Below are 20245 nucleotides of genomic sequence, written 5' to 3'. Positions count from 1 at the left end.
AACGTTTCCTTCCCAGGTGTAACGGGTTGTTCCGGCCAGCCGGACCTCCGGGTTCCATGGCAAAAGCCAAGAAGAAAGACTACACGTGAACCGCGTAGTCTTTCTTCAACAGCTCGAGCGCCTTGTCCATATCGGCTTCCTCGCGGAAGGATAAACGCAGTACGCCCGGCACGTCTTCCCGGCTTTCAATGATTTGAATATTGCTCAGGTTTACCCGATGACTGCCGAGCTGCGTTGTGATTTGACCGATCACGCCCGGATGGTCGGGGACGTCGACATAAATCTCGTAGAAGGAATGAATAACGCCTTTACGCCGCTCCGGAAGCCCGTTACGGAATGCCCCCGCACGCTGGAACTCCCGTTCGATTCCCGGCCCGTCCTCCTGCTCGATGAGCCGTATGAACCCAGCGATCTCCTTGTTCCAATCCTTCAGCAGCTGCAGCACGACTCCTTTATTATTGAGCAAAATGTCGCGCCAAATGATCGGATCGCTCGAAGCGATCCGCGTAATGTCGCGAAATCCGCCTGCCGCCAAAATTTGGTACAGCTCGTTCGATTCGTTGTAACGCGCAATCTGATTGACCAGCGCCACCGCTATAATATGCGGCAGATGACTGATCGCGCCGACGATCTCGTCATGCAGCACCGGATCCACCTTAACCAAATGCGCGCGCGTATGCTGCAGCAGCTCGGCCAGCCGATCGTAGGCGGCTTCCGGTGTAGAAGGATCCGGCGTCAGCACGTAGAATGCGTTCTCGAACAAGCGGGAGCTCGCCGCCTCGACGCCGGACTTTTCTTTACCTGCCATCGGGTGGCCGCCGATAAAGTGGGCGCCGCTGAATTGCAGCGCGGCCGCGCATGACGCAACCGACGCTTTGGTGCTGCCGACGTCGGTGATGATGCAGCCCGGCTTCAGCGGAAGCTTCGCAAGCCGGTGCAAATATTCTTCCAGCTTGCCGACGGGGACGCACAAAAAGATGAAATCGGCGTCCAACGCCGCCTCTTCCAGCGAGGTCGTCGCATAATCGACAACCTCGCGTTTTAAATATTTCTCGATAGAGCCAGGGTTGTTGGAATGACCCACGACTTGCAGTCCGGGCTTCCCTTTGAAGGAAAGCGCCAAAGAGCCGCCGATCAAGCCTACCCCGAATATGGCGATTCTCGTCATGAAACCGCCACTTCACGGAGCGCCAGCTTAAGCGCGTCTACAAACTTGTCGTTCTGTTCTTCGCTGCCTACCGTTACCCGAATCATGGTCGGATAACCCCAGCTCGGGTCATGGCGGACAATGATACCTTGGCGCAGAAGGCTTTGGAATACGTCATTCCCCGGACGCTTGACATCAACCATAATGAAGTTGCCGTTCGCGTCGAAATACGGCAGGCCCATTTCATCGAAGGCAGCGGTCAGCTGCGCAATGCCCTTGGCGTTTGCGTCACGGCAAAATTCGATGAACGCTTTATCTTTCACCGCAGCCAGCGCCGCTTTCTGCGCGTAACTCGTCGTATTGAACGGCTCGCGCACTTGATTGACGGAACGGATGACGTCCGGGTGACCGACGCCATATCCGATCCGCAGCGAAGCCAGGCCGAATATTTTGGAGAACGTGCGCAGCACGACGATGTTTTTATACTTATTCAGCAGCGCGATGCTGTCCGGAAATTGTCCGTTTACCGTGTATTCGACGTATGCTTCATCGAGCACAACCATCACATGATCCGGAACGGCATCCAAGAACGAAACGATTTCTTGCTCGTTCAGTATCGTCCCTGTCGGATTGTTCGGATTACAAATCCAGACGATCTTCGTACGCTCGTTCACCTTCGCCAGCATCGCTCCGAGGTCGTGCTTCCCGTCCGCATCGACGGAAACCTCGATCACGGTCGCCCCCTCCACCTCGGCATTATGCTTGTACTGCGGGAATGTAGGGAAAGCGGCAATGGTCTCGTCCTGCGGCGTCAGGAACGCACGGGCGATCATCAGAATAACTTCGTCCGAGCCTGCGCCGAAAATAATTTGGTTCGGCTGCACGCCGAGCTCGGCCGCTACCGCTTGAGTCAACTCGACGGCTCCGCCGTCGGGATAAATGCTCGTTTGTTCGACGGCGGCAATAATCGCTTCCTTCGCTTTCGGCGAGCAGCCGAACGGATTTTCGTTGGACGCGAGCTTAATGACCTCGGTCAGACCGAGCTCCCGCTTCACTTCGTCAATCGGTTTGCCCGGTTGATAGACGGGAAGATGCATAATATTTTGTTTAGGCTTCACTTCGTAAGTCACCTCATCGATCATAATCCGAACTGGGACCAGTTCCCTATCAATTCTCTCATAACTGCGGCTAAATGTTAAGCATTATATAAAGGCTCACCGGCATTGCCGTTTACGAAGCAGGCCCATCGGGTTTCGTTTATTCGATCAAGGCTTTGACGAAATTGCGAATTTGCAAGAGTCCTTCCGATTTGGCGTTCGGATCGGTAAGCTGAGGCAGCGCCTCTTCGATCTGCCGGACCAACGCGCTGCCGACGACGATACCGTCGCAAACCCCTGAGAAACGCTTAAACTGCTCGTTGTTCGAAATGCCGAAGCCGATGGCGACCGGCAAATCGGTCGAAGCCTTCACCGTGCTCAGGAACTCGTCGATCCCCGTATGGAACTCCGTGCGCGTGCCCGTCACCCCAAGCGACGATACGCAGTAGACGAAGCCGCTTGCGCGGGAAACGATTCGCTGTACGCGTTCTTTGGACGTCGGGGCGACAAGCGGTATCAAGTGGATGCCATACTGCGCGGCCATCGCACGCACCTCCTCGTCCTCCTCCATCGGCAGGTCGGGGATGATCAAACCGCTGATATCGCTCTCCTGCAGCAGCGGGAATATGCGTTCGAGCCCGGTTTGCAATACCGGATTAAAATAGGTGAACAAGATGAACGGCAGCTCGCAGCCTTCGCTGCGCGCCTGTTTCGCCACCTGAATGCAGTCGAGAATGGAGATGCGGCCGCCTTGCAGCGCGCGCAGCGAGGAGCGTTGAATGACAGGTCCGTCCGCTAGCGGATCGGAATACGGAACGCCCAGCTCCACCATGGCCGCTCCCGCTTCCTCCAATGTTTTGACGATATCGACGGACGTCCGCAAATCCGGATCGCCGACCGAGATGAACGGAATAAACCCGGACTGCTTCTTCTCACGCAATTCGGCAAACTTCTGGTCAATGCGATTCATGCGCGTTCCCTCCCAAATAGGACATGATCGCCTCAACGTCCTTGTCACCGCGTCCGGACAAGCTTACGACAATGATCTGATCTTTGCCGAGCTGCGGTGCGCGTTTGATCGTCTCGGCAATGGCGTGCGCGCTCTCAAGCGCCGGGATGATGCCTTCCGTACGGCTGAGCAGCTGCAAGGCGTCCAGCGCTTCCTGATCGGAAATCGGTACGTACTCGGCGCGCCCGGTATCCTTCAAGTGCGAATGCTCCGGACCGATGCCCGGATAATCGAGACCCGCGGAGATCGAATGCGCTTCCTGCACCTGACCATACTCGTCCTGCAGCAAATAACTGTACGAGCCTTGGAAGACCCCCTTCGTCCCGCGCGTCATCGTTGCGGCATGCTTCTCCGTCTCCACCCCGTGCCCGGCGGCTTCCACGCCGACCAAACGCACGTTCTCATCTCCGATGAACGGATAGAACATACCGATTGCGTTGCTGCCTCCGCCTACCGCGGCAATGACCATATCCGGCAGACGTCCTTCCAGCTCAAGAATTTGTTTGCGCGATTCGTCTCCGATGATCCGTTGGAAATCGCGCACCATAAGCGGATAAGGATGAGGTCCAGTGGCCGAGCCCAAAATGTAGTACGTATCGTCAACGTGGCTTACCCAGTAACGCAGTGTTTCGTTGCAAGCGTCCTTCAGGGTGCGCGTCCCCGAAGTGACGGGCACGACTTCAGTGCCCAGCAGGTTCATCCGGAACACGTTGAGCTGCTGACGCTTAATGTCCTCTTCGCCCATGAACACCTTGCATTCGAAGCCGAATAAGGCGGCAACCGTTGCCGTCGCGACGCCGTGCTGGCCTGCGCCCGTCTCGGCGATAATTTTCGTTTTGCCCATCCATTTGGCGAGCAGCCCTTGTCCTAGGGCGTTGTTGATTTTGTGCGCGCCCGTATGGTTCAAATCTTCGCGCTTCAAATAAATTTTGGCGCCGCCAAGCTGCTCGGACAAGCGTCCGGCATAATAAAGCGACGTCGGACGGCCGGAATAACGATGCAGCCAGTAGTGAAGCTCTTCTTTGAACTTGTCTTCCTTCGTATACGTTTTGAAGGCTTGCTCCAGCTCGATCAACGCATTCATCAGCGTTTCCGGGACGTAGCGTCCCCCGAATTTACCGAAGCGGCCATGCTCATCAGGACCGTTAAACAATCGATTTCACCCTTTCGACGAACGTCTTTATTTTCATCAGATCTTTGGCCCCGTCGGTTTCCACCCCGCTGGAAACGTCAACCCCGTCGGGATGGTAAGCGTCCAGCAGGCTGCCCACGTTATCCGGCCGCAAGCCTCCGGCCACGAGCAGCGGAATTCCCGCTTCGCGGCTCCACGCCAGATAGGACGGAATGACATGCCAGGCGAACGTCTTGCCCGAACCGCCGCCGTATAAGGGATCGAGCGTATCGAGCAAAATCCCGTCTATCGTCCCGAGATAAGGGTTAAAGCGATCGGCTATCGCCGAAACATCCGGCCCTGCCCCGGACGGTCCGTCCCCCGCTGCCGCGGCTTCATGCGGCAAAGAGAAGGCCTTTATCACTTCCACGCCGGGGTAGCGCTCCTTCACCGTGTGGCAGTAGTCGGGCGTTTCTTGCCCGTGCAGCTGCAGCACGTCAAGCGGCGCCTCCCGGAGTACGGCATCCAATTCCTCCAGCGCCGGATTGACGAACACGCCGGCCGCTTTCACGCGCCTCTCCGGGCTGGCTTCCCGCATCGCGGCGATCATCGCGCCCGCCTGCGCCGCGCTCACCTGCCGTTTGCTTCGGGCAAACACGAAGCCGACGTAGTCGACGGGGAGCCTGGCCACCTCGGCAGCCAAATCCGGCGTTTGCAGCCCGCATATTTTCACCAAGGCCATCTTCCGCTCACTCCTTGGACAACGCAGCGCCGCTCAGCGGGCCCATCAAGCCGTGCACCGCTTCCGTTACGTCGGGCTGACGCATGAAATATTCACCGACCAGCACCGCATGGGCGCCTGCCGATTGCAGCCGGCCGATTTCGGCCGCCTGCATAATGCCGCTTTCGCTGACGACCGTCACACCGCTCGGAATATAGCGAACGAGCTCTTCCGTCGTCACAAGGTCGGTGACGAACGTTTGCAAGTTCCGGTTGTTGATGCCGACCATCGATGGCCCAAGCGTCAGCACGCGATCCAGCTCCTCGCGGTCGTGCACCTCAATCAAGACATCCAGTCCGATCGAACGGGCAATCGCCTGGAAGTCGCGCAATTGCTCCGTCGTCAGAATGGCCGCAATCAATAAGATCGCGTCCGCTCCGATGCAGCGGGCTTCGTAAATTTGCAGCGGATCGATCGTAAAATCCTTGCGCAGCAGCGGTACGTTCACCGCCTGCCGAACGCGGCTCAAATAATCGTTTGCGCCTTGAAAGTACGGCGCGTCGGTCAATACGGAGATGCAATCCGCTCCCGCCGCTTCATAGGCTTGCGCCAAACCGACAGGATCGAAGTCCTCGCGGATCAACCCCTTGGAAGGCGAGGCCTTCTTCACTTCCGCGATAAGCCCCATCGGGCGTCTCCGGCCCGTACTTAACGCGCGCTCGAACCCGGCGCACGGCGCCAGACCGGCGATCTGCTTCTCCATTTCGGCGATCGTTACCGATTCCTTTAATAAAGCGACCTCTTCGCGTTTCGTCGCAACGATTCGATCAAGAAACATGGCTCACGTCTCCCGTAAATTGAACTAGTTGGTCCAGCTTCAGCTTGGCCGCGCCGCTGTCTATCGCCGCTGCAGCCAGCTCTACCCCATGGCGGAGCGAGTCGGCTTTGCCGGTTACATAGAAGCAAGCTCCGGCGTTAGCCAGCACGATATCCCGGCATGCGCCCCGGCTGCCGGATACGATATCGCGGATAATGCCCGCATTCGTCTTCGCGTCTCCGCCGACAACATCTTTCATCTTATAACGAGACAGCCCCAGCTCTTCAGGCGTCACTTCAAACGTGCGAATGTCGCCGTCTTTCAACTCGGTCACCTGTGTCGCGTCGGAGACGCTGATTTCATCGAGACCGTCCAGGCTGGCGACGACCAAAGCGCGCTTCACGCCAAGCGCCTGCATGACGTGGGCAATCGTTTCCGTCTTGCCGCGGTCGAATATCCCAAGCACCTGCCGGTCCGCCCCGGCCGGGTTCGTCAGGGGCCCGAGCAGATTGAAGACGGTACGGAAGCCCAGCTCCCGGCGCGGTCCGGCAACATGCTTCATCGATTGGTGATAAAGCTGCGCGAACATAAAGCAAATACCGACGCGCTCCAGGCACAAAGCCGCCTGCTCCTGATTCAATTGAATGTTGACGCCGAGCGCCTCCAGCACGTCCGCGCTGCCGCTCTTGCTGGACATCGCACGATTGCCGTGTTTCGCTACGCGGATGCCGCCGGCCGCCGCTACGATCGCCGCTGTCGTCGAGATGTTGAACGTATCGGCACCATCCCCGCCTGTCCCGCACGTATCGAGCAGATTCGTCTGCCCGGTTTGCACGCGGTTCGATTTGGCGCGCATCGTCTCGGCAAAGCCGGCAATTTCCTCGATCGTTTCGCCTTTTATCCGCAGTGCGGTCAGCAGCGCCCCGATCTGTGTCGCCGTGGCTTCGCCTTCCATGATGACGTCCATCACATCGCGCGCTTCCGCTCTCGTCAAATGCTGCAAGCCGATCATCTTTTGGATCGCTTGCTGCACCGTCAATGTCGCCGTTTCCATCCTCGTATCCGCTCCTCTCAGCTTCGCTCGCCTTACTCGTAATAATCGTGATTGATCCATGCAAACTCTCGCGCTTCCGGCGCAAATACCGCTTCCGCCACACGAATCGATTTCAGCATGCCCATCGCTTTATTGACCGTCTCCTGGTATTCGCTCTCCGGTACGGAATCCCACACGATTCCCGCACCCGTCTGCACGTAAGCTTTGCCGTTCTTGAAAATAATCGTGCGAATCGTAATGCACGTATCCAAATTGCCGGAAAAGCCAAGATACCCGATCGCTCCGGCGTAAGCTCCGCGGGCTTCATTCTCCAGCTCGGCGATGATTTCCATCGCGCGCAGCTTCGGCGCGCCGGAGACGGTACCGGCCGGCAGGCAGGAGATGAACGCGTCGTAGAAATCTTTATCCTTGGCCATTTTCCCGGTAACGTTCGAAACGATATGCATAACGTGCGAGTAACGCTCAATTTGCATGAAGGTATCGCATGTGACCGAACCGAACTCGGACACGCGTCCGATGTCGTTCCGACCGAGATCGACCAGCATCAAGTGCTCCGCGCGTTCCTTCTCGTCGGCAAGCAGCTCTTGTTCGAGCGCCAGGTCCTGCTCCGGCGTCTTGCCGCGCGGCCGCGTGCCGGCAATCGGCCGCGTCTCCACCTTGTCATCTTCGACGCGGACGAGAAGCTCGGGGGAGGTGCCGACGATCACCTCGTCGTCCATTTTCAACACGTACATGTAGGGCGACGGATTCATCGTCCGCAGAATGCGATACACTTGAAGAGGCGATACTTTCGTTTCGATTTCGAACCGCTGGGACAGCACCACCTGGAAAATGTCGCCGGCGCGAATGTATTCTTTCGCCTGGTTCACGTTCGAGATGAACTGTTCCTTCGTCAAGTTCGACTTGATTTCGCCAAGCTCGACTTCGTCGGGAATCGCCCGGTGCGACATCGAGAGCGCCGGCAGCGGCCGGCGAAGCCGCTCGATCGTTGCCTCGATTTTCGCGCAGGTCGCTTCATACGCGGCCATAATATCGGCATCGGTGCCATGCTGCGGCACGTGAACGTTGGCGATAACCTTCAGCTGTTGTTTGAAGTGATCGAATACGATAACCTGATCGCAGAACATGAATTCGATGTCGTTCATCTGCATATCGTCGTGACGATGCTTCGGCAGCTTCTCATAATACTGCAGCAGATCGTAACCGAAGAAGCCGACCGCACCGCCGGTGAAGCGCGGCAAATCCGGCAGCGAAGGGCTGCGGAAGCCGCGAAGATAGCCTTTCAGCACTTCGAGCGGCTTCTCCTGCACGGTTTTCGTCCCTTCCGGCCCTTCGATCACCGTTTCGCCGTGCTTCGCACGAATCATCATGAACGGATCCGTTCCGATGAACGAATAACGCGCCCACTTCACACCGCCCTCCACGCTTTCCAGAAGGAATGAACGCCGTTCTTCGTAAAAGTGCTGGAACACGCGGATCGGCGTCTCCGTGTCGGCCATTAACGTGCGGGCCACAGGGATCAAGTTATACTCTTTCGCGAGACGGATGACCTCTTTGGCTTCCGGTGTGTACATCGCTTCATCTCTCCTCTACTCGTCTTCCACTCATCTTGGACAAAACTTGTGCCGTTAGATGCAAAATAAAAAGCCTCTACGCGAACGTAGAGGCGGTATTCAGCAGGTTTCGATGCATAAAAAGCGAACCACGGTACGCGAACGAAAACAAGCAAGGAAAGAGCCTAATGAAAACTCATCAGGTCTGTCTGCAACTGGGCGCTCCGCTTCGGTCGCATGATTCATTACGCTAGGACTCGACTCATCTCTGCTAAACTCGGCTATACTCTACTCGGCTCGTCTGCACCCGGCGACTCTCACCGGCTGATTACTTTCAACTATACTACCTCAATTATGATTTTGTCAATTTGGATAAGTCCGGACGCAAACGCATCGCATTTTTCAAATAAACGTGTTTCACTTCATCCTGTTTCTTGTCCGTGTTGATCATCACCATCAAGCGGATACATTTGGGCAGGGCGCCCTCCACCGGAATTTCCACCGAGCACATCAACGGAACAAGCTCCCAGCCTTCCATTTGACGTATCGTGCGCGCCGGGAACGTAGCTGTCAAGTCTTGCGTAACGGTGACGAACACGCTGGCAATCTCATCCGGAACGATGCCGTTCTCGAGGATGATTTGATTCAGCAACTCGTTCGTTGCCGACAAAATTTCTTTCTCATCGTTATGCTCCACCGTAATCGCACCGCGAACTCCCCGTACAAACATGCCGTCAAGCCTCCTGTTTTAGGCGATCCACGATGTCTCGAACGAGATCCGCAGATACGTTTTTGTTAATTTCCACTTTGCCGATTTCGGTTGGGACAATATAGACCATCTTGCCTTCGTTAAACTTTTTATCGTGCATCATTGCGCGCATAATGGCATCCGTATCGAAATGCGCCGGAATCCGCGTCGGCAAGCCGAATTTGCGGAAAATGCGCTCGGTCGTCGTATACACGGACTCGGGGTTGCCGAGCCGCACGGATAACATGGCCGCGCCGACCATCCCGATCGAGATCGCCTCCCCGTGTAGCAGCTCATTGTATCCGGCTACCGCTTCCAGCGCATGTCCGATCGTATGGCCAAGGTTCAAAATCGCCCGCAGGTCGTTCTCCCGCTCGTCCTGGGACACGACCGCGGCTTTGACGCTGCATCCCTTGTACAAGCCGTATTGCAGCGCTTCCGGGTCTAAGCCGACGAGACGATCGGCATTGTCCTCGCACCATGCGGTAAACTCGGCATCCCAGATCAAGCCGTGCTTGATCATCTCGGACAAACCCGAACGAACGTCGCGATCCGGAAGCGTTCCCAACGTTGTCGTATCGTATAATACGAGCTCCGGCTGGTGGAACGCACCGATAATATTTTTGGCGAGCGGATGGTTGACCGCCACTTTACCGCCGACGCTGCTGTCATGGGCCAGAATAGTCGTCGGGATTTGCACGAAGCGAATGCCGCGCATATAACTGGCCGCCACAAATCCGGCCAAATCGCCGACGACGCCTCCGCCCAGCGCGATGATCGTCGACTTGCGGTCCAAACCCGCCTGCAGACAAGTCGTCACAACGTCTTCGAGCACTCGCAGCGACTTCGACTTCTCGCCGGAAGCGACGGTATGAACAGCCGTTCGAAAGCCGTCCTGCTCCAGACGTTGTTGAACCGCAGCCAAATGATGCTTGGCTACATGAGAGTCCGTAACGACTAACAGCGGAGACGCTTTGGAAATCCCGTGTTTCGTTAAATAAACGGCAATATCATGGAGCAGCCCTTGCCCGATATAGATCGGATACGATCTGTCTCCGAGGTCCACTGTAAGCTCTCTGATCATTCTCCGACTCACCTGCTTAGTAGCTCTTGATCTGCGCCAAGTAGCTGTTATAGTTGTTGCGGATTTCCTCCAGCGAATCACCGCCGAATTTCTCCATGAACGCGCTCGCCACTTCCCAGGCGACGACGTTCTCCAGAATCACGCCGGCCGCCGGCACCGCGCACGTATCCGAGCGCTCGACCTGCGCCGTGAACGCTTCTTTCGAATCGATGTCGACACTCTGCAGCGCCTTGTACAACGTGGAGATCGGCTTCATCACGGCGCGTACGACGATCGGTTCGCCGGTTGTCATCCCGCCTTCGAAACCTCCGGCGCGGTTGGTTGCGCGGTAAAAGCCGCGGCCTTCCTCGAACATGATTTCGTCATGCACCGTGGAACCCCGACGTTCGGCCGCTTTAAAGCCGATGCCGAATTCGACGCCTTTGAACGCTTGTATCGAAAGCACAGCCTGCGCAATCCGGCCGTCCAGCTTGCGGTCCCATTGCACGTGGCTGCCGAGACCGGCAGGTACTCCCTCGATGATGCACTCGATCACACCGCCGAGCGTGTCCCCATCATTCTTGGCCGCATCGATCGCGGCGATCATCCGCGCTTCCGCTTCCTTGTCGGTGACGCGAACCGGCGACTCCTCGGTGATGCGGATCAGCTCGTCAATCGGCAGTTCCTGGCGTTTCACTTCGACTTCGCCGATGCGGATCACTTGTCCGGCCACCTTAATGCCGAACTCCTTCAGCAGCTCGCGGGCCATCCCGCCTACCGCCACGCGCATCGTCGTTTCGCGCGCGCTGGAGCGCTCCAGGATGTTGCGCAAATCGCGCTGGTTGTATTTCAGGCCGCCGTTCAAATCGGCGTGACCCGGGCGCGGGCGGTTCACGCGGCGTTTCGTTTCATCGTTGCCTTCGATCGGCTCTATGTTCATCACGGACGTCCAATGCTTCCAATCGTTGTTCTCGACGACAAGGGCAATCGGCGCTCCGGTCGTTTTGCCGTGGCGTACGCCGCCGACGATGTTCGCCGTATCCTTCTCGATTTGCATTCGGCGACCGCGGCCGTACCCCTTCTGCCTGCGGGCCAATTGGAAGTTGACCGCTTCAAAATCGATATTGATGTTGCTCGGAAATCCTTCAATGATAGCCGTCAGCTGCGGCCCATGCGTTTCTCCTGCTGTTAAATATCTCACGTGCTTTTCCCCTTTCGTTCCACGAAAAAGCGCTAAAGTGCGCATATCGGACGCTTTAGCGCTTTTATGTACTCCATTCCTTTGCCTAATTATAGTATAGGCTTGTCCCTTTGACAAGGAAATGCGGATACAAAAAATGCGCCGCCTGCGAGGAATCTCCCCCGGGCTAGCGCATGATGCCGCCTGCTTGTCCTGCCTTCTCAGCCGTTAACCGATTTCTTGCGAAGCGGCCGGCCGCCTTCCTTGCTTTTCGGATCGTCGACCATACCCATAATTTGCGGCGAATCGATTCCGAGAATTTGCGCGCATTCCTGCATGGTAATAATCCCCCGCCTATAGGCGGTGATCACTTTTCGCTTGTCCATTCGAGTCCTCCTGTTGCCGCCAGGCAATCCGCCTCAGACGCATTATATTCCTAGTATGGGATCGAATGGAAAGCTTTATTCACGTACGGGTTACACTTTGCGATAAAAGAACGTTTCCGCCGACTCCATCCCGTATTGACCCGGGTTGAAAATTTGCTCCGTACTGCCGACGAACAAGATGCCCCCCGGTTTCAGCGCGTTCGCAAATTTCTGATACAACAAATGCTTCGCTTCTTCCGTGAAATAAATCATGACGTTGCGGCAGATGATCAAATCGAAATTCGTCTCGAACGGATCGGTCAGCAAATTCCCCTTTTGAAACCTAATGCCTCGTTTCAAGGAATCGACGATATGGAACGTCAGGTTGTCCTGTTTGTAATATTGCTGCAAATATTTCGCCGGCACGTCGCGAACCGAGCGGTCGGAATAAACCGCCTGCTTCGCTTTGTCCAGCGCGCCTTCGTCGATATCGGTGGCGATGACGGTGCTGTCCGACAAAGCGTTCTGCATATCCAGAATCATCGCCAGCGTATAAGGCTCCTCGCCGGTCGAGCAGGCGGCGCTCCAGCATTTCAGCCTGCGCGTTTTCTTCAGCATCTCCGGCAAGAAGCGCTGCTCGAGCACTTCCCAGCGGTTCGGATTGCGCCAAAACTCCGACACGTTGATCGTCATCCGATCCAAAAACTCGTAAAACAACGCCTTGTCCTTCGTCATAGCATCGAAGAAAGCCGCGAACGTAGGGTAGCCCTTTTTCATCCGCAGGGTAGTGAGACGGCGCTTCATCTGGGCTTCCTTATACTGCGCCAAGTCGATGGATGTATAATCCTTCACTTTTTTGATGAATAAAAGGAAATCTTGGTCTTCCATCCCGTCAACTCCACCTCGTGTTTAAATCCACTTCTGAACGGCTTTCGTATAAGCTACGATTTCATCCGGGCGGAAGAAGTTGCCGATCTCGCGCTCCGCGCTTTCCGGAGAGTCCGAGCCATGAATTAAGTTTAATCGCGTATGTACGGAATAATCGGCGCGAATCGTGCCCGGCGCCGCTTCCAGCGCATCGGTTTTGCCGATCAGGCTGCGGGACAACGCGATCGCGCGGTCGCCCTGCCATACCATCGCAAACACCGGCCCGGACGTGATGAATTGAATTAACGGTTCGTAAAAGTCTTTCCCGCGATGCTCCGCGTAATGCGTCGCCGCTTGCTCCGGGCTCACCTGCAGCAGCTTCGCGGCTATCAGTTGAAGCCCTTTTTGCTCAAAGCGCTTCACAATTTCCCCAATCAATCCGCGCTCGATTCCGTCCGGCTTGATCATCAAAAACGTTCTCTCCATCCTAACCCTCTCCTCTCGATTGTTAAGCTGCGTCCTACCGGAGCTTCGCCCTTCCTTCGGTCCTTTGCTTCAATAGGTGCGGTTTCCTACGAAATGCGCAATGCCGACTAAATCCTTCTTCGCCTGAATGTCGGGCAATTCCTGCAAAACCCCGATCGCTTTATCGATATATTTCGAAGCGAGCGCTTCCGCGCGTGAAATGCCTTCGCTCTGCCGAATCATATCGAGAAAACGGCTGACATCCGTCTGACCGTCGCAAGCTTGAATTCTCGCCAACTCCTGCAGAAGATCAGGCCGGAGCTCCGGATTTTGCAGCGCGAAAATGACCGGGATCGTAATGTTGCCCTGCTTAATGTCGCTGCCCGGCGGCTTGCCGAGTTCTTTCTCGGTGCCGCACAAATCGAGCAGATCGTCGCGCACCTGGTAGGCCATGCCGGTGAAATAGCCGAACTTGTACAACAGTTTCGCCGTACGATCGGGCGCTTCCGCAGCCATCGCGCCAAGCTGGCAGCTGATCGCCAGCAATAAGGCCGTCTTCCGCTTGATGCGCAGCAAATAGTCGCGTACCGTCTGCTCGGTGTGATAGAAAAACCGGATTTGTTCCATTTCGCCGATGCTCATCTCGACAAGCGCCTTGGACATAATCTGATGGATAGCCGGATTGGCCAGCTTCGTCACGATGCTGAGCGCTTTGGCGAATATATAGTCGCCGGTGTACATCGCAATCCGGTTGTCCCATTTGGAACGAACGGTCAATTGACCGCGCCGCGTGCTGGCGTCGTCGATCACATCGTCATGGACGAGCGAGGCCATATGAATCAGCTCAAGCGGGACTGCGACATGCTTGATCCGTTCCAGATCGTACGTGCCGAACTTGCCGCCGAGAAGCACGAAGACGGGCCGTATCCGCTTTCCGCCCGCTTTGAGCAAGTGCAGCGATGCGTCGCGCAGCAGCGGATGATCGACGTCGATACTTCGTTCCAGCTCTTTTTCAATAACGTTGATATCTTTTTTTAATTTAGCGTATAAATCCAACAGTTTCATTCCGTCACCCGTGCTACCGAAGTATCTTCCCATAATTGCAGCGGAACTTCGTGATCCAGAAATCCGAGCTCCGCCGCATATTGAAAGTAAAGCTGCAGCCCGGCCCACTGCTTGGGTCCGAACTCATAACTAAGATTGGAGAAATAGTGATGCCAGTACTCGGAAGTGCCCCCGATCGCAAGCTGGGCTTCCCGAACGAGCGGAGTTAAGTCGGCGAGCGACTTGCGCTTGCTTTCCAGGAATGCTTCATAGATGGAACGCACCAGTTCCGGCTGTTCTTCCACCGTCTTCTTACGGATGGCACACACGGCGAACGACATCCATTGTCCCGTAAGGCGAGTCCACTCGGCTCCCAGGTCGGTCACGTAATAGCCGCAGTCTTCCCAACTCGAACGAATCGCATGATCCCCGATCAAGAGGCCCGCGTCGGCCATGTTCATCATCGTTTCCAAGATCGGAGCCTCATACACGTACACGGGTTCCACTTGATAAAACTTCTTAAGGATGATTTTCAACAAATTCACCGAAGAAGCCGAGGTTGTGGGCAGCGCAACGGTCACGCCGTCCAGCTGTTCGAGCGGCTTGCGGTGGAACAGCAGGATCGAATGCACGTGGCTGTACGCGCTGACCGACATGTCCGGAAACAGCAAACAATCGGCTGCCTGCTGGCCGTAGGCGAACGACGAAATCGGGCCGATGTCGATCTCACCTCTAGCCATCGCCTGGTTCAGCTGCGTCGGCACCTGCTGCATCACTTCCACTTGATTCCCGAAAGCGTCCAAAGGAAAATAATGAAATAACGGCCAAACGTTCGTGAAATCAATTCGGCCGATCCGGATCGGCCTGCGGTTTATCGTCATGTGGCATACCCCATCTTTTGTACAATTGATGTTCGATCTCCATGCCGTCCAGCACTTTGCCTACAATAAAGTCGACCATATCGTCCATGCTCTGAGGGCCCTGATAAAAAGCGGGCATCGCCGGCAATATGCGTACCCCGAGGCGGGCCAGCTTCAGCATATTTTCCAAGTGAATGGCATGCAGCGGCGTTTCGCGAGGAACCAGAATCAGCTTTCGCCCTTCTTTCAACATGACGTCTGCCGTCCGTTCCAGCAGGTTGTCCGATGCTCCGCTTGCAATCCCTGCCAAGGTGCCCATCGAGCAGGGGACGACCACCATCCCTTTCGTCAGGAAGGAACCGCTGGCCGTCTTCCCGCCGATATCCTGGTTGGGCGCATATTCAAGCGTTCCGGGCAGCTCCGCGAATTGCCGGTTCAGCGTGTCCAGCCGTTTCGAAGCATCCCAGCCGAGTTCTTCCTTCAATACCCGCCAACCGGCATCGGTTACGATCAAATGCACCGTTTCCCCTTGCGAAAGCAGAAAACGGCATAACCGTACGCCGTAAATCGCACCGCTGGCGCCCGTGATGCCGATAACCCAAGGCTTGCTCATGCCGTATGCACCACCAAATCAATGAACGTAAAGGCGAACATAACCATGCTTAAAGCGCTGTTCATCGTGAAGAATGCCGTGTTCACGCGGGTTAAATCGTTCGGTTTGACAATGAAATGTTCATAGAACAATAACCCGAACGAAACCACGACGCCGAGTAAATAAACCCATGTCAGCTCGGTTAAGAAAAACAGGCTTAACAAGCCTACGGCGGTAATGACATGGAACAAGCGCGCCAAAACCAATGCTTTCGGTATGCCGAACCGGCTCGGAATCGAATGAAGTCCTTCTTTCCGGTCGAACTCCGTATCCTGGCAAGCGTAGATCACGTCAAATCCGGCCAGCCAAAACATGATGGCGATGTAGAAGACGATAGCCGTCAGCGTGATCTCACCGGTGACCGCCACCCAGCCCCCGAGCGGCGCCAGCGCAATCGCCATGCCCAGAAACAAGTGACAAGCCCACGTAAAGCGCTTCGTATACGAATAAAACACCAGGAAGAATACGGCAACCGGAAGCAGCTTCATACAAATCGGGTTTAACTGTGCGGCCGCTATGAACAACAGGACGAACGAGAGAATAATAAAAATGATGGCTTCTTTCGAAGAGATCAGTCCTGCCGGAATGGCCCGCATGGCCGTACGCGGGTTGCGTGCGTCAAACACTTTGTCGATCACTCGGTTTAATCCCATCGCAGCGCTTCGCGCTCCGACCATCGCCAGCAAAATCCAGCCGATTTGGCCCCACGACGGAAGCTGCTGAAATTTCACGACCGAGCCGAGCAGCGCGCCCATGAATGCAAAGGGCAGTGCGAACAGCGTATGCTCGATCTTGATCATATCCATAAATATTCGGGTCTTTCTCCACATGTTGTTCAATCTCCCTCGGATCGTGCTGCCCCCTGCGGTTTCAGGCCGATATGCAGAGCCGCAATTCCCCCCGTAAGGGGATAGGCTTGAACGTCGGTTAACCCGGTTGAGCGGAAAATTTCCGCGAGCCGCTTATGATCCGGAAAGTGGATAAGCGATTCGGGCAGCCACTTGTATTGGTCGTAACGCTTGGCAATCAGCTTGCCGAGCAGGGGGAGAACCTGCTGAAAGTAAAAATAATAAATCGATTTAAACGGTTGCCATGTCGGCTTGGACAGCTCCAAAGAAACGACCATACCGCCCGGCTTGACGACCCGCCGCATCTCCTCGATCACTTTCACCAGATCAGGTACGTTGCGCAGCGCAAAGCCGATCGTCGCATAATCGAACGTATTGTCCTCGAAAGGCAGCTCCATGGCATTGCCCCGAACCAAGCGAATTTGCTTGTCCAAACCGATCCGCTTGATTTTGTCCGCGCCGACGTCGAGCATATTTTGACTGAAGTCGAGTCCGACTATCGAGCCGGTATCGCTCGCTTCCGCCAGACTGATCGTCCAGTCGCATGTCCCGCAGCATAAGTCGATCGCCGTGCTTCCCGGCTTTACGTTCATCTTGCGCATCGTAAAATTCCGCCAAGCCTTATGCCGGCGAAAGCTTAAGATGTCGTTCATCAAATCGTACTTGGGCGCAATGCTTTCAAATACGGAATGAACGAATTGTTCTTTCGTTTTGCCTTCCATCCTTGTCACCTCAAACTTCTTGTGTCGCCCTAGGCGCGTTCAAGAACGAACGGAATGTCTCGCCGATCGCTTGCAATTCCTTGCCCCACTTGTCGGGTTCTACCGTTTGCAGTTTGTCCTGCAGCTCCTTCATACAGCCTTCCAGCAGTTGATAGAGCTGTGGCGTCACCTTGTATTTGATCCAAATCGATCGCAGCTTCGCGGGATCCGGCTCGTCCGTCTGCAGCAATTTCTTCTCTTCCTTCGTCCCCCATTGCAGCACATGCCAAAAACCCCAGCTCTCCCGGTATTGCTGGGATGATTCGGAACGAATAATTTCCTGAAGCAGCACTTCGCAGCGCGTAAACAATCGCAGCAGATCGGCCCACATCGGATAGACGCCTTCGGCAAATAAAGCCTTGAACGATAAGAACAACTGGGTCTTCACATCGACCGATTGCTCGATGTAATCGTCGGCCGACAATTTAAACTGCTTCATAAGCAGGTAGGAATTCATCTTTAACCGGTTCGCTTCGCAGATCGCGCGCGAGATAATGCCGATTAAATCAATATGCCCCGCGTGAGAAAGCAAGTAATAAAAACGGCTGCTGAAATAGTCGCCGGCCAGCACCTTCAATTGACGCGACCTGGCCGACTTTATTTCTTTGTCGTCGTTGGTGATACTGACCGTATCGTGAGTGTCCAAGCCTAGCTGCACGAGACTTGTCACTAGCGTATAGAGCTCGCTGTAACCGGCAAGCGAGCTATGATTGTTCAAGAATGCGTACAACAGCCGCGCGCGCAATTCCGGAAAAACCGGCAAATCCGTATGCTGCCGGATCATGTCGTGCTCGATGTATGGTTTGGCGATTTCCGGTATCCGGTATGAATTCATATGTAAGCCTCCGAACCTTGCGTTAAATCCAGTTCCTTTAATCCAAATTATTATAGCATAAACGGAATCGTTTCGCATATTCACAACCGGCCGAAAAAATGACGGCTTCAGCTCTTCTGAAAAACGCGTTCCTGCCACTTCGGCGTATAGGTCATCCGGTAATGCGAATCGAGATAAGACTGAATCTCCTCGGCTCCCCTCGGGACGATTCTCGGCTCGCCTGCCAGCCATTTATCGCGGCGCGCGTCCGTGGCAACCAGCAGCTGCGGACTTCCCTGCGTTATCGATCCGTCGAGGACGCGGACAAGCACCTGATTGACGTTGTTCGAAGCCGAGAACATTGTTCTTGGAATTTCATATAAATCCTGCATCAAATCGGCGGAAGCCGTCGACTTCACGGCGAGCAGATCGATCGATACGATGCTGTGGCTCACTTCAACACGCCGGATACGCAAGTGCAGCGGCATCTTGGCGACGACATCTACGATATTCGACTCCGAGACGTTCACCGGTTTCTCCGTACGAAATACGCCAGCGCTTTCGTCCAGCTTCATGACGTATGATAAACCGACGGCAACAGCTGCAGCAACGATAGTCATCATAACAAAACGGGGGATCCATTTCATCACGGCTCGTTCCTCCTTAGGAAGGTTGACGACCGGCTGACGCTGCGCGCCTATAGGACGCTTACAACGGAGTCCAGCTGCCGCTTGACTCATGGCCTGTCTGTTATCATTGTACAACGAAAAAAAGCAGGCTATGCCTGCGCCTTCGAAGAAAAATTATTCCTGCGTGTCGATCGTGCCGTATTTCGTGAGAACGACCGCCTTGCCGCGGATCTTGACGGCTGACGTATGATCGGTAAATTGGGCGATCATCACCTCGCCTTTGTCCAGCTTTTCCGTATGATGAAACCGGGTATCCTGCCCGCGTGTCAACCCGATCACCTGCACACCGTTCTCTTTCGCTTTCACGATGAAATAGTCGTTTTGGTTCGTTTCCATCCCGCACGCTCCTTCAGCCCCACTATAGATAAGTTTAATCATGCAAAAAAAAAGCGGCGCTGTCAACCGCCGTTGTCCGCGGCCCGCTATGAGAACCGCCCGATCAGGCGGCTGCGGACTCGCTCACGTACGCTTTGGCTTTACGGTTGTAAGATCGCTTGATTCGCTCCGGCACGAGCTTAATCGCGAGCTTGATGAAGAAGTCGGCCAGCTTCACGGTGCCGTAAGCAAACGCCATCCCGGCGAGAACGTCAAGCACCCAATGAATTTGCAGGTACATCGTCGAGAAGATGATGGCGGAGCAGTACGTCACCATCATATATTTGAAGATGCGATCCTTCTCCCGAAGCGCAAGCAGGAGCATCGCAAACGAGATCGATGTGTGCATGCTCGGAAAGCAGTTCATAACATTGACCAGCAGATCGTTTTCGGTTGCGAACTGGCGGCCCAGCAAATCCGGTTGTCCCTTCACCCACCATACCTCGCGAAGCAAGATCAGGTTGTAGAACGGCAGGATCAGCGGGAACTGCAGCAGATGGCCCGATAATGCGTACGACATCATCTTCTTCACGCTCTTGGTCCAGTAGCTGCGAACGATGCAGATCCATAGCGACAGCACAAACCCGTAATTATAAACCCATACCATCGCCCGATCCAACAACGGATGGGTGAACGTGCGGGCCCAGCCTCCGCTGTTCAGCGGTATCGCGTTCATCTCGTCGTCCCAATTCCAGGGATGACGGTTATTCTCGAACATCCAGTTGGCGATTTTCCACCACAATCCGTTTCCGGAGCCGTAAAAGTAATATAAGATGCCAAGCAGCGGAATGCCGATCACGAAAAATCGTTTCCAATCGACATCGATTTGGTCTTTGCGCACCCCCATCAAACAAATGAGAAGCAGGATCCAGCATTCCGTGGTCCAATTGCCGACGACACCGATCCGCCAGACAAGAAAGATGGAAGCTAATATCCCGTACATCGTCCAATCGTTGGACCGGAGCCATCTTGTCCATAGATTCGTCTCTTTCAACTCTATAACCC

Annotated in this window: 23 protein-coding genes; all 23 read right to left on the bottom strand. The window is 55.3% G+C overall.

Annotated features, from left to right (window positions below; genetic code table 11):
* Positions 1-79 precede the first annotated feature (79 nt).
* Positions 80-1168 carry a prephenate dehydrogenase gene (locus tag PVA01S_RS12975; protein ID WP_054799571.1) on the bottom strand — a complete coding sequence of 363 codons (1089 nt, stop codon included), beginning with the start codon at positions 1166-1168 and terminating at the stop codon, positions 80-82.
* Positions 1165-2265, bottom strand: coding sequence for a histidinol-phosphate transaminase (hisC, locus tag PVA01S_RS12970; RefSeq protein ID WP_054797288.1), 1101 nt, complete (start codon positions 2263-2265; stop codon positions 1165-1167). Before hisC ends, PVA01S_RS12975 begins: the two co-directional genes overlap by 4 nt.
* Positions 2266-2404: 139 nt before the next feature.
* Positions 2405-3214, bottom strand: a complete 810-nt coding sequence (trpA, locus tag PVA01S_RS12965) for a tryptophan synthase subunit alpha (RefSeq protein WP_127607968.1) — start codon at positions 3212-3214, stop codon at positions 2405-2407.
* On the bottom strand, positions 3201-4406 hold the full coding sequence (gene trpB / locus PVA01S_RS12960) for a tryptophan synthase subunit beta (RefSeq protein ID WP_054797266.1): 1206 nt from the start codon (positions 4404-4406) through the stop codon (positions 3201-3203). The genes trpA and trpB overlap by 14 nt, the downstream gene beginning before the upstream one ends.
* The gene (locus PVA01S_RS12955; RefSeq protein WP_127607967.1) at positions 4399-5106 is read right to left on the bottom strand and encodes a phosphoribosylanthranilate isomerase; all 708 of its coding nucleotides are present in this window, start codon (positions 5104-5106) and stop codon (positions 4399-4401) included. Before PVA01S_RS12955 ends, trpB begins: the two co-directional genes overlap by 8 nt.
* 7 nt (positions 5107-5113) lie before the next feature.
* Positions 5114-5923: an indole-3-glycerol phosphate synthase TrpC gene (gene trpC, locus PVA01S_RS12950; protein ID WP_127607966.1), complete on the bottom strand. Its 810-nt coding sequence runs from the start codon at positions 5921-5923 to the stop codon at positions 5114-5116.
* Entirely contained in the window at positions 5913-6956 is a 1044-nt protein-coding gene (gene trpD, locus PVA01S_RS12945) for an anthranilate phosphoribosyltransferase (RefSeq protein ID WP_054797267.1), read from the bottom strand. The genes trpC and trpD overlap by 11 nt, the downstream gene beginning before the upstream one ends.
* 32 nt (positions 6957-6988) lie before the next feature.
* A complete protein-coding gene (gene trpE / locus PVA01S_RS12940; protein WP_127607965.1) occupies positions 6989-8530 on the bottom strand; it encodes an anthranilate synthase component I in 1542 nt (513 codons plus the stop codon).
* A 331-nt stretch (positions 8531-8861) separates the two neighbouring features.
* A complete protein-coding gene (gene aroH / locus PVA01S_RS12935) occupies positions 8862-9239 on the bottom strand; it encodes a chorismate mutase (protein WP_127607964.1) in 378 nt (125 codons plus the stop codon).
* 4 nt (positions 9240-9243) lie between these two features.
* Positions 9244-10341: a 3-dehydroquinate synthase gene (gene aroB, locus PVA01S_RS12930; protein WP_127607963.1), complete on the bottom strand. Its 1098-nt coding sequence runs from the start codon at positions 10339-10341 to the stop codon at positions 9244-9246.
* Between the two features lie 16 nt (positions 10342-10357).
* Positions 10358-11521 carry a chorismate synthase gene (gene aroC / locus PVA01S_RS12925; RefSeq protein WP_054797289.1) on the bottom strand — a complete coding sequence of 388 codons (1164 nt, stop codon included), beginning with the start codon at positions 11519-11521 and terminating at the stop codon, positions 10358-10360.
* 200 nt (positions 11522-11721) lie between these two features.
* Positions 11722-11886, bottom strand: coding sequence for a hypothetical protein (locus PVA01S_RS26610; protein WP_164751817.1), 165 nt, complete (start codon positions 11884-11886; stop codon positions 11722-11724).
* 90 nt (positions 11887-11976) lie between these two features.
* The gene (locus PVA01S_RS12920; protein ID WP_127607962.1) at positions 11977-12753 is read right to left on the bottom strand and encodes a CheR family methyltransferase; all 777 of its coding nucleotides are present in this window, start codon (positions 12751-12753) and stop codon (positions 11977-11979) included.
* 21 nt (positions 12754-12774) lie between these two features.
* The gene (gene ndk / locus PVA01S_RS12915; protein ID WP_054797271.1) at positions 12775-13218 is read right to left on the bottom strand and encodes a nucleoside-diphosphate kinase; all 444 of its coding nucleotides are present in this window, start codon (positions 13216-13218) and stop codon (positions 12775-12777) included.
* Positions 13219-13287: 69 nt separating this feature from the next.
* Positions 13288-14262 (bottom strand): heptaprenyl diphosphate synthase component II, encoded by a 975-nt coding sequence (hepT, locus tag PVA01S_RS12910; protein ID WP_127607961.1) that lies wholly within the window; start codon positions 14260-14262, stop codon positions 13288-13290.
* Positions 14259-15122 carry a menaquinone biosynthesis protein gene (locus PVA01S_RS12905; RefSeq protein WP_127607960.1) on the bottom strand — a complete coding sequence of 288 codons (864 nt, stop codon included), beginning with the start codon at positions 15120-15122 and terminating at the stop codon, positions 14259-14261. The genes hepT and PVA01S_RS12905 overlap by 4 nt, the downstream gene beginning before the upstream one ends.
* Positions 15082-15714 carry a UbiX family flavin prenyltransferase gene (locus PVA01S_RS12900; protein WP_054799574.1) on the bottom strand — a complete coding sequence of 211 codons (633 nt, stop codon included), beginning with the start codon at positions 15712-15714 and terminating at the stop codon, positions 15082-15084. Before PVA01S_RS12900 ends, PVA01S_RS12905 begins: the two co-directional genes overlap by 41 nt.
* Positions 15711-16583: a UbiA-like polyprenyltransferase gene (locus tag PVA01S_RS12895; protein WP_127607959.1), complete on the bottom strand. Its 873-nt coding sequence runs from the start codon at positions 16581-16583 to the stop codon at positions 15711-15713. Before PVA01S_RS12895 ends, PVA01S_RS12900 begins: the two co-directional genes overlap by 4 nt.
* A 5-nt stretch (positions 16584-16588) precedes the next feature.
* Entirely contained in the window at positions 16589-17323 is a 735-nt protein-coding gene (locus PVA01S_RS12890; RefSeq protein WP_127607958.1) for a demethylmenaquinone methyltransferase, read from the bottom strand.
* Positions 17324-17333: 10 nt separating this feature from the next.
* Positions 17334-18197, bottom strand: a complete 864-nt coding sequence (locus PVA01S_RS12885) for a heptaprenyl diphosphate synthase component 1 (protein WP_127607957.1) — start codon at positions 18195-18197, stop codon at positions 17334-17336.
* 107 nt (positions 18198-18304) lie between these two features.
* Positions 18305-18823 carry a hypothetical protein gene (locus PVA01S_RS12880; protein ID WP_127607998.1) on the bottom strand — a complete coding sequence of 173 codons (519 nt, stop codon included), beginning with the start codon at positions 18821-18823 and terminating at the stop codon, positions 18305-18307.
* Positions 18824-18979: 156 nt separating this feature from the next.
* Entirely contained in the window at positions 18980-19201 is a 222-nt protein-coding gene (gene mtrB, locus PVA01S_RS12875) for a trp RNA-binding attenuation protein MtrB (RefSeq protein ID WP_054799575.1), read from the bottom strand.
* 103 nt (positions 19202-19304) lie between these two features.
* A complete protein-coding gene (locus PVA01S_RS12870; protein WP_054799576.1) occupies positions 19305-20234 on the bottom strand; it encodes a phosphatase PAP2 family protein in 930 nt (309 codons plus the stop codon).
* Positions 20235-20245: the final 11 nt, after the last annotated feature.

The organism is Paenibacillus validus NBRC 15382, assembly GCF_004000985.1.
GTDB lineage: Bacteria > Bacillota > Bacilli > Paenibacillales > NBRC-103111 > Paenibacillus_G > Paenibacillus_G validus.
This window is presented reverse-complemented; position numbering and strand designations above follow the sequence as displayed.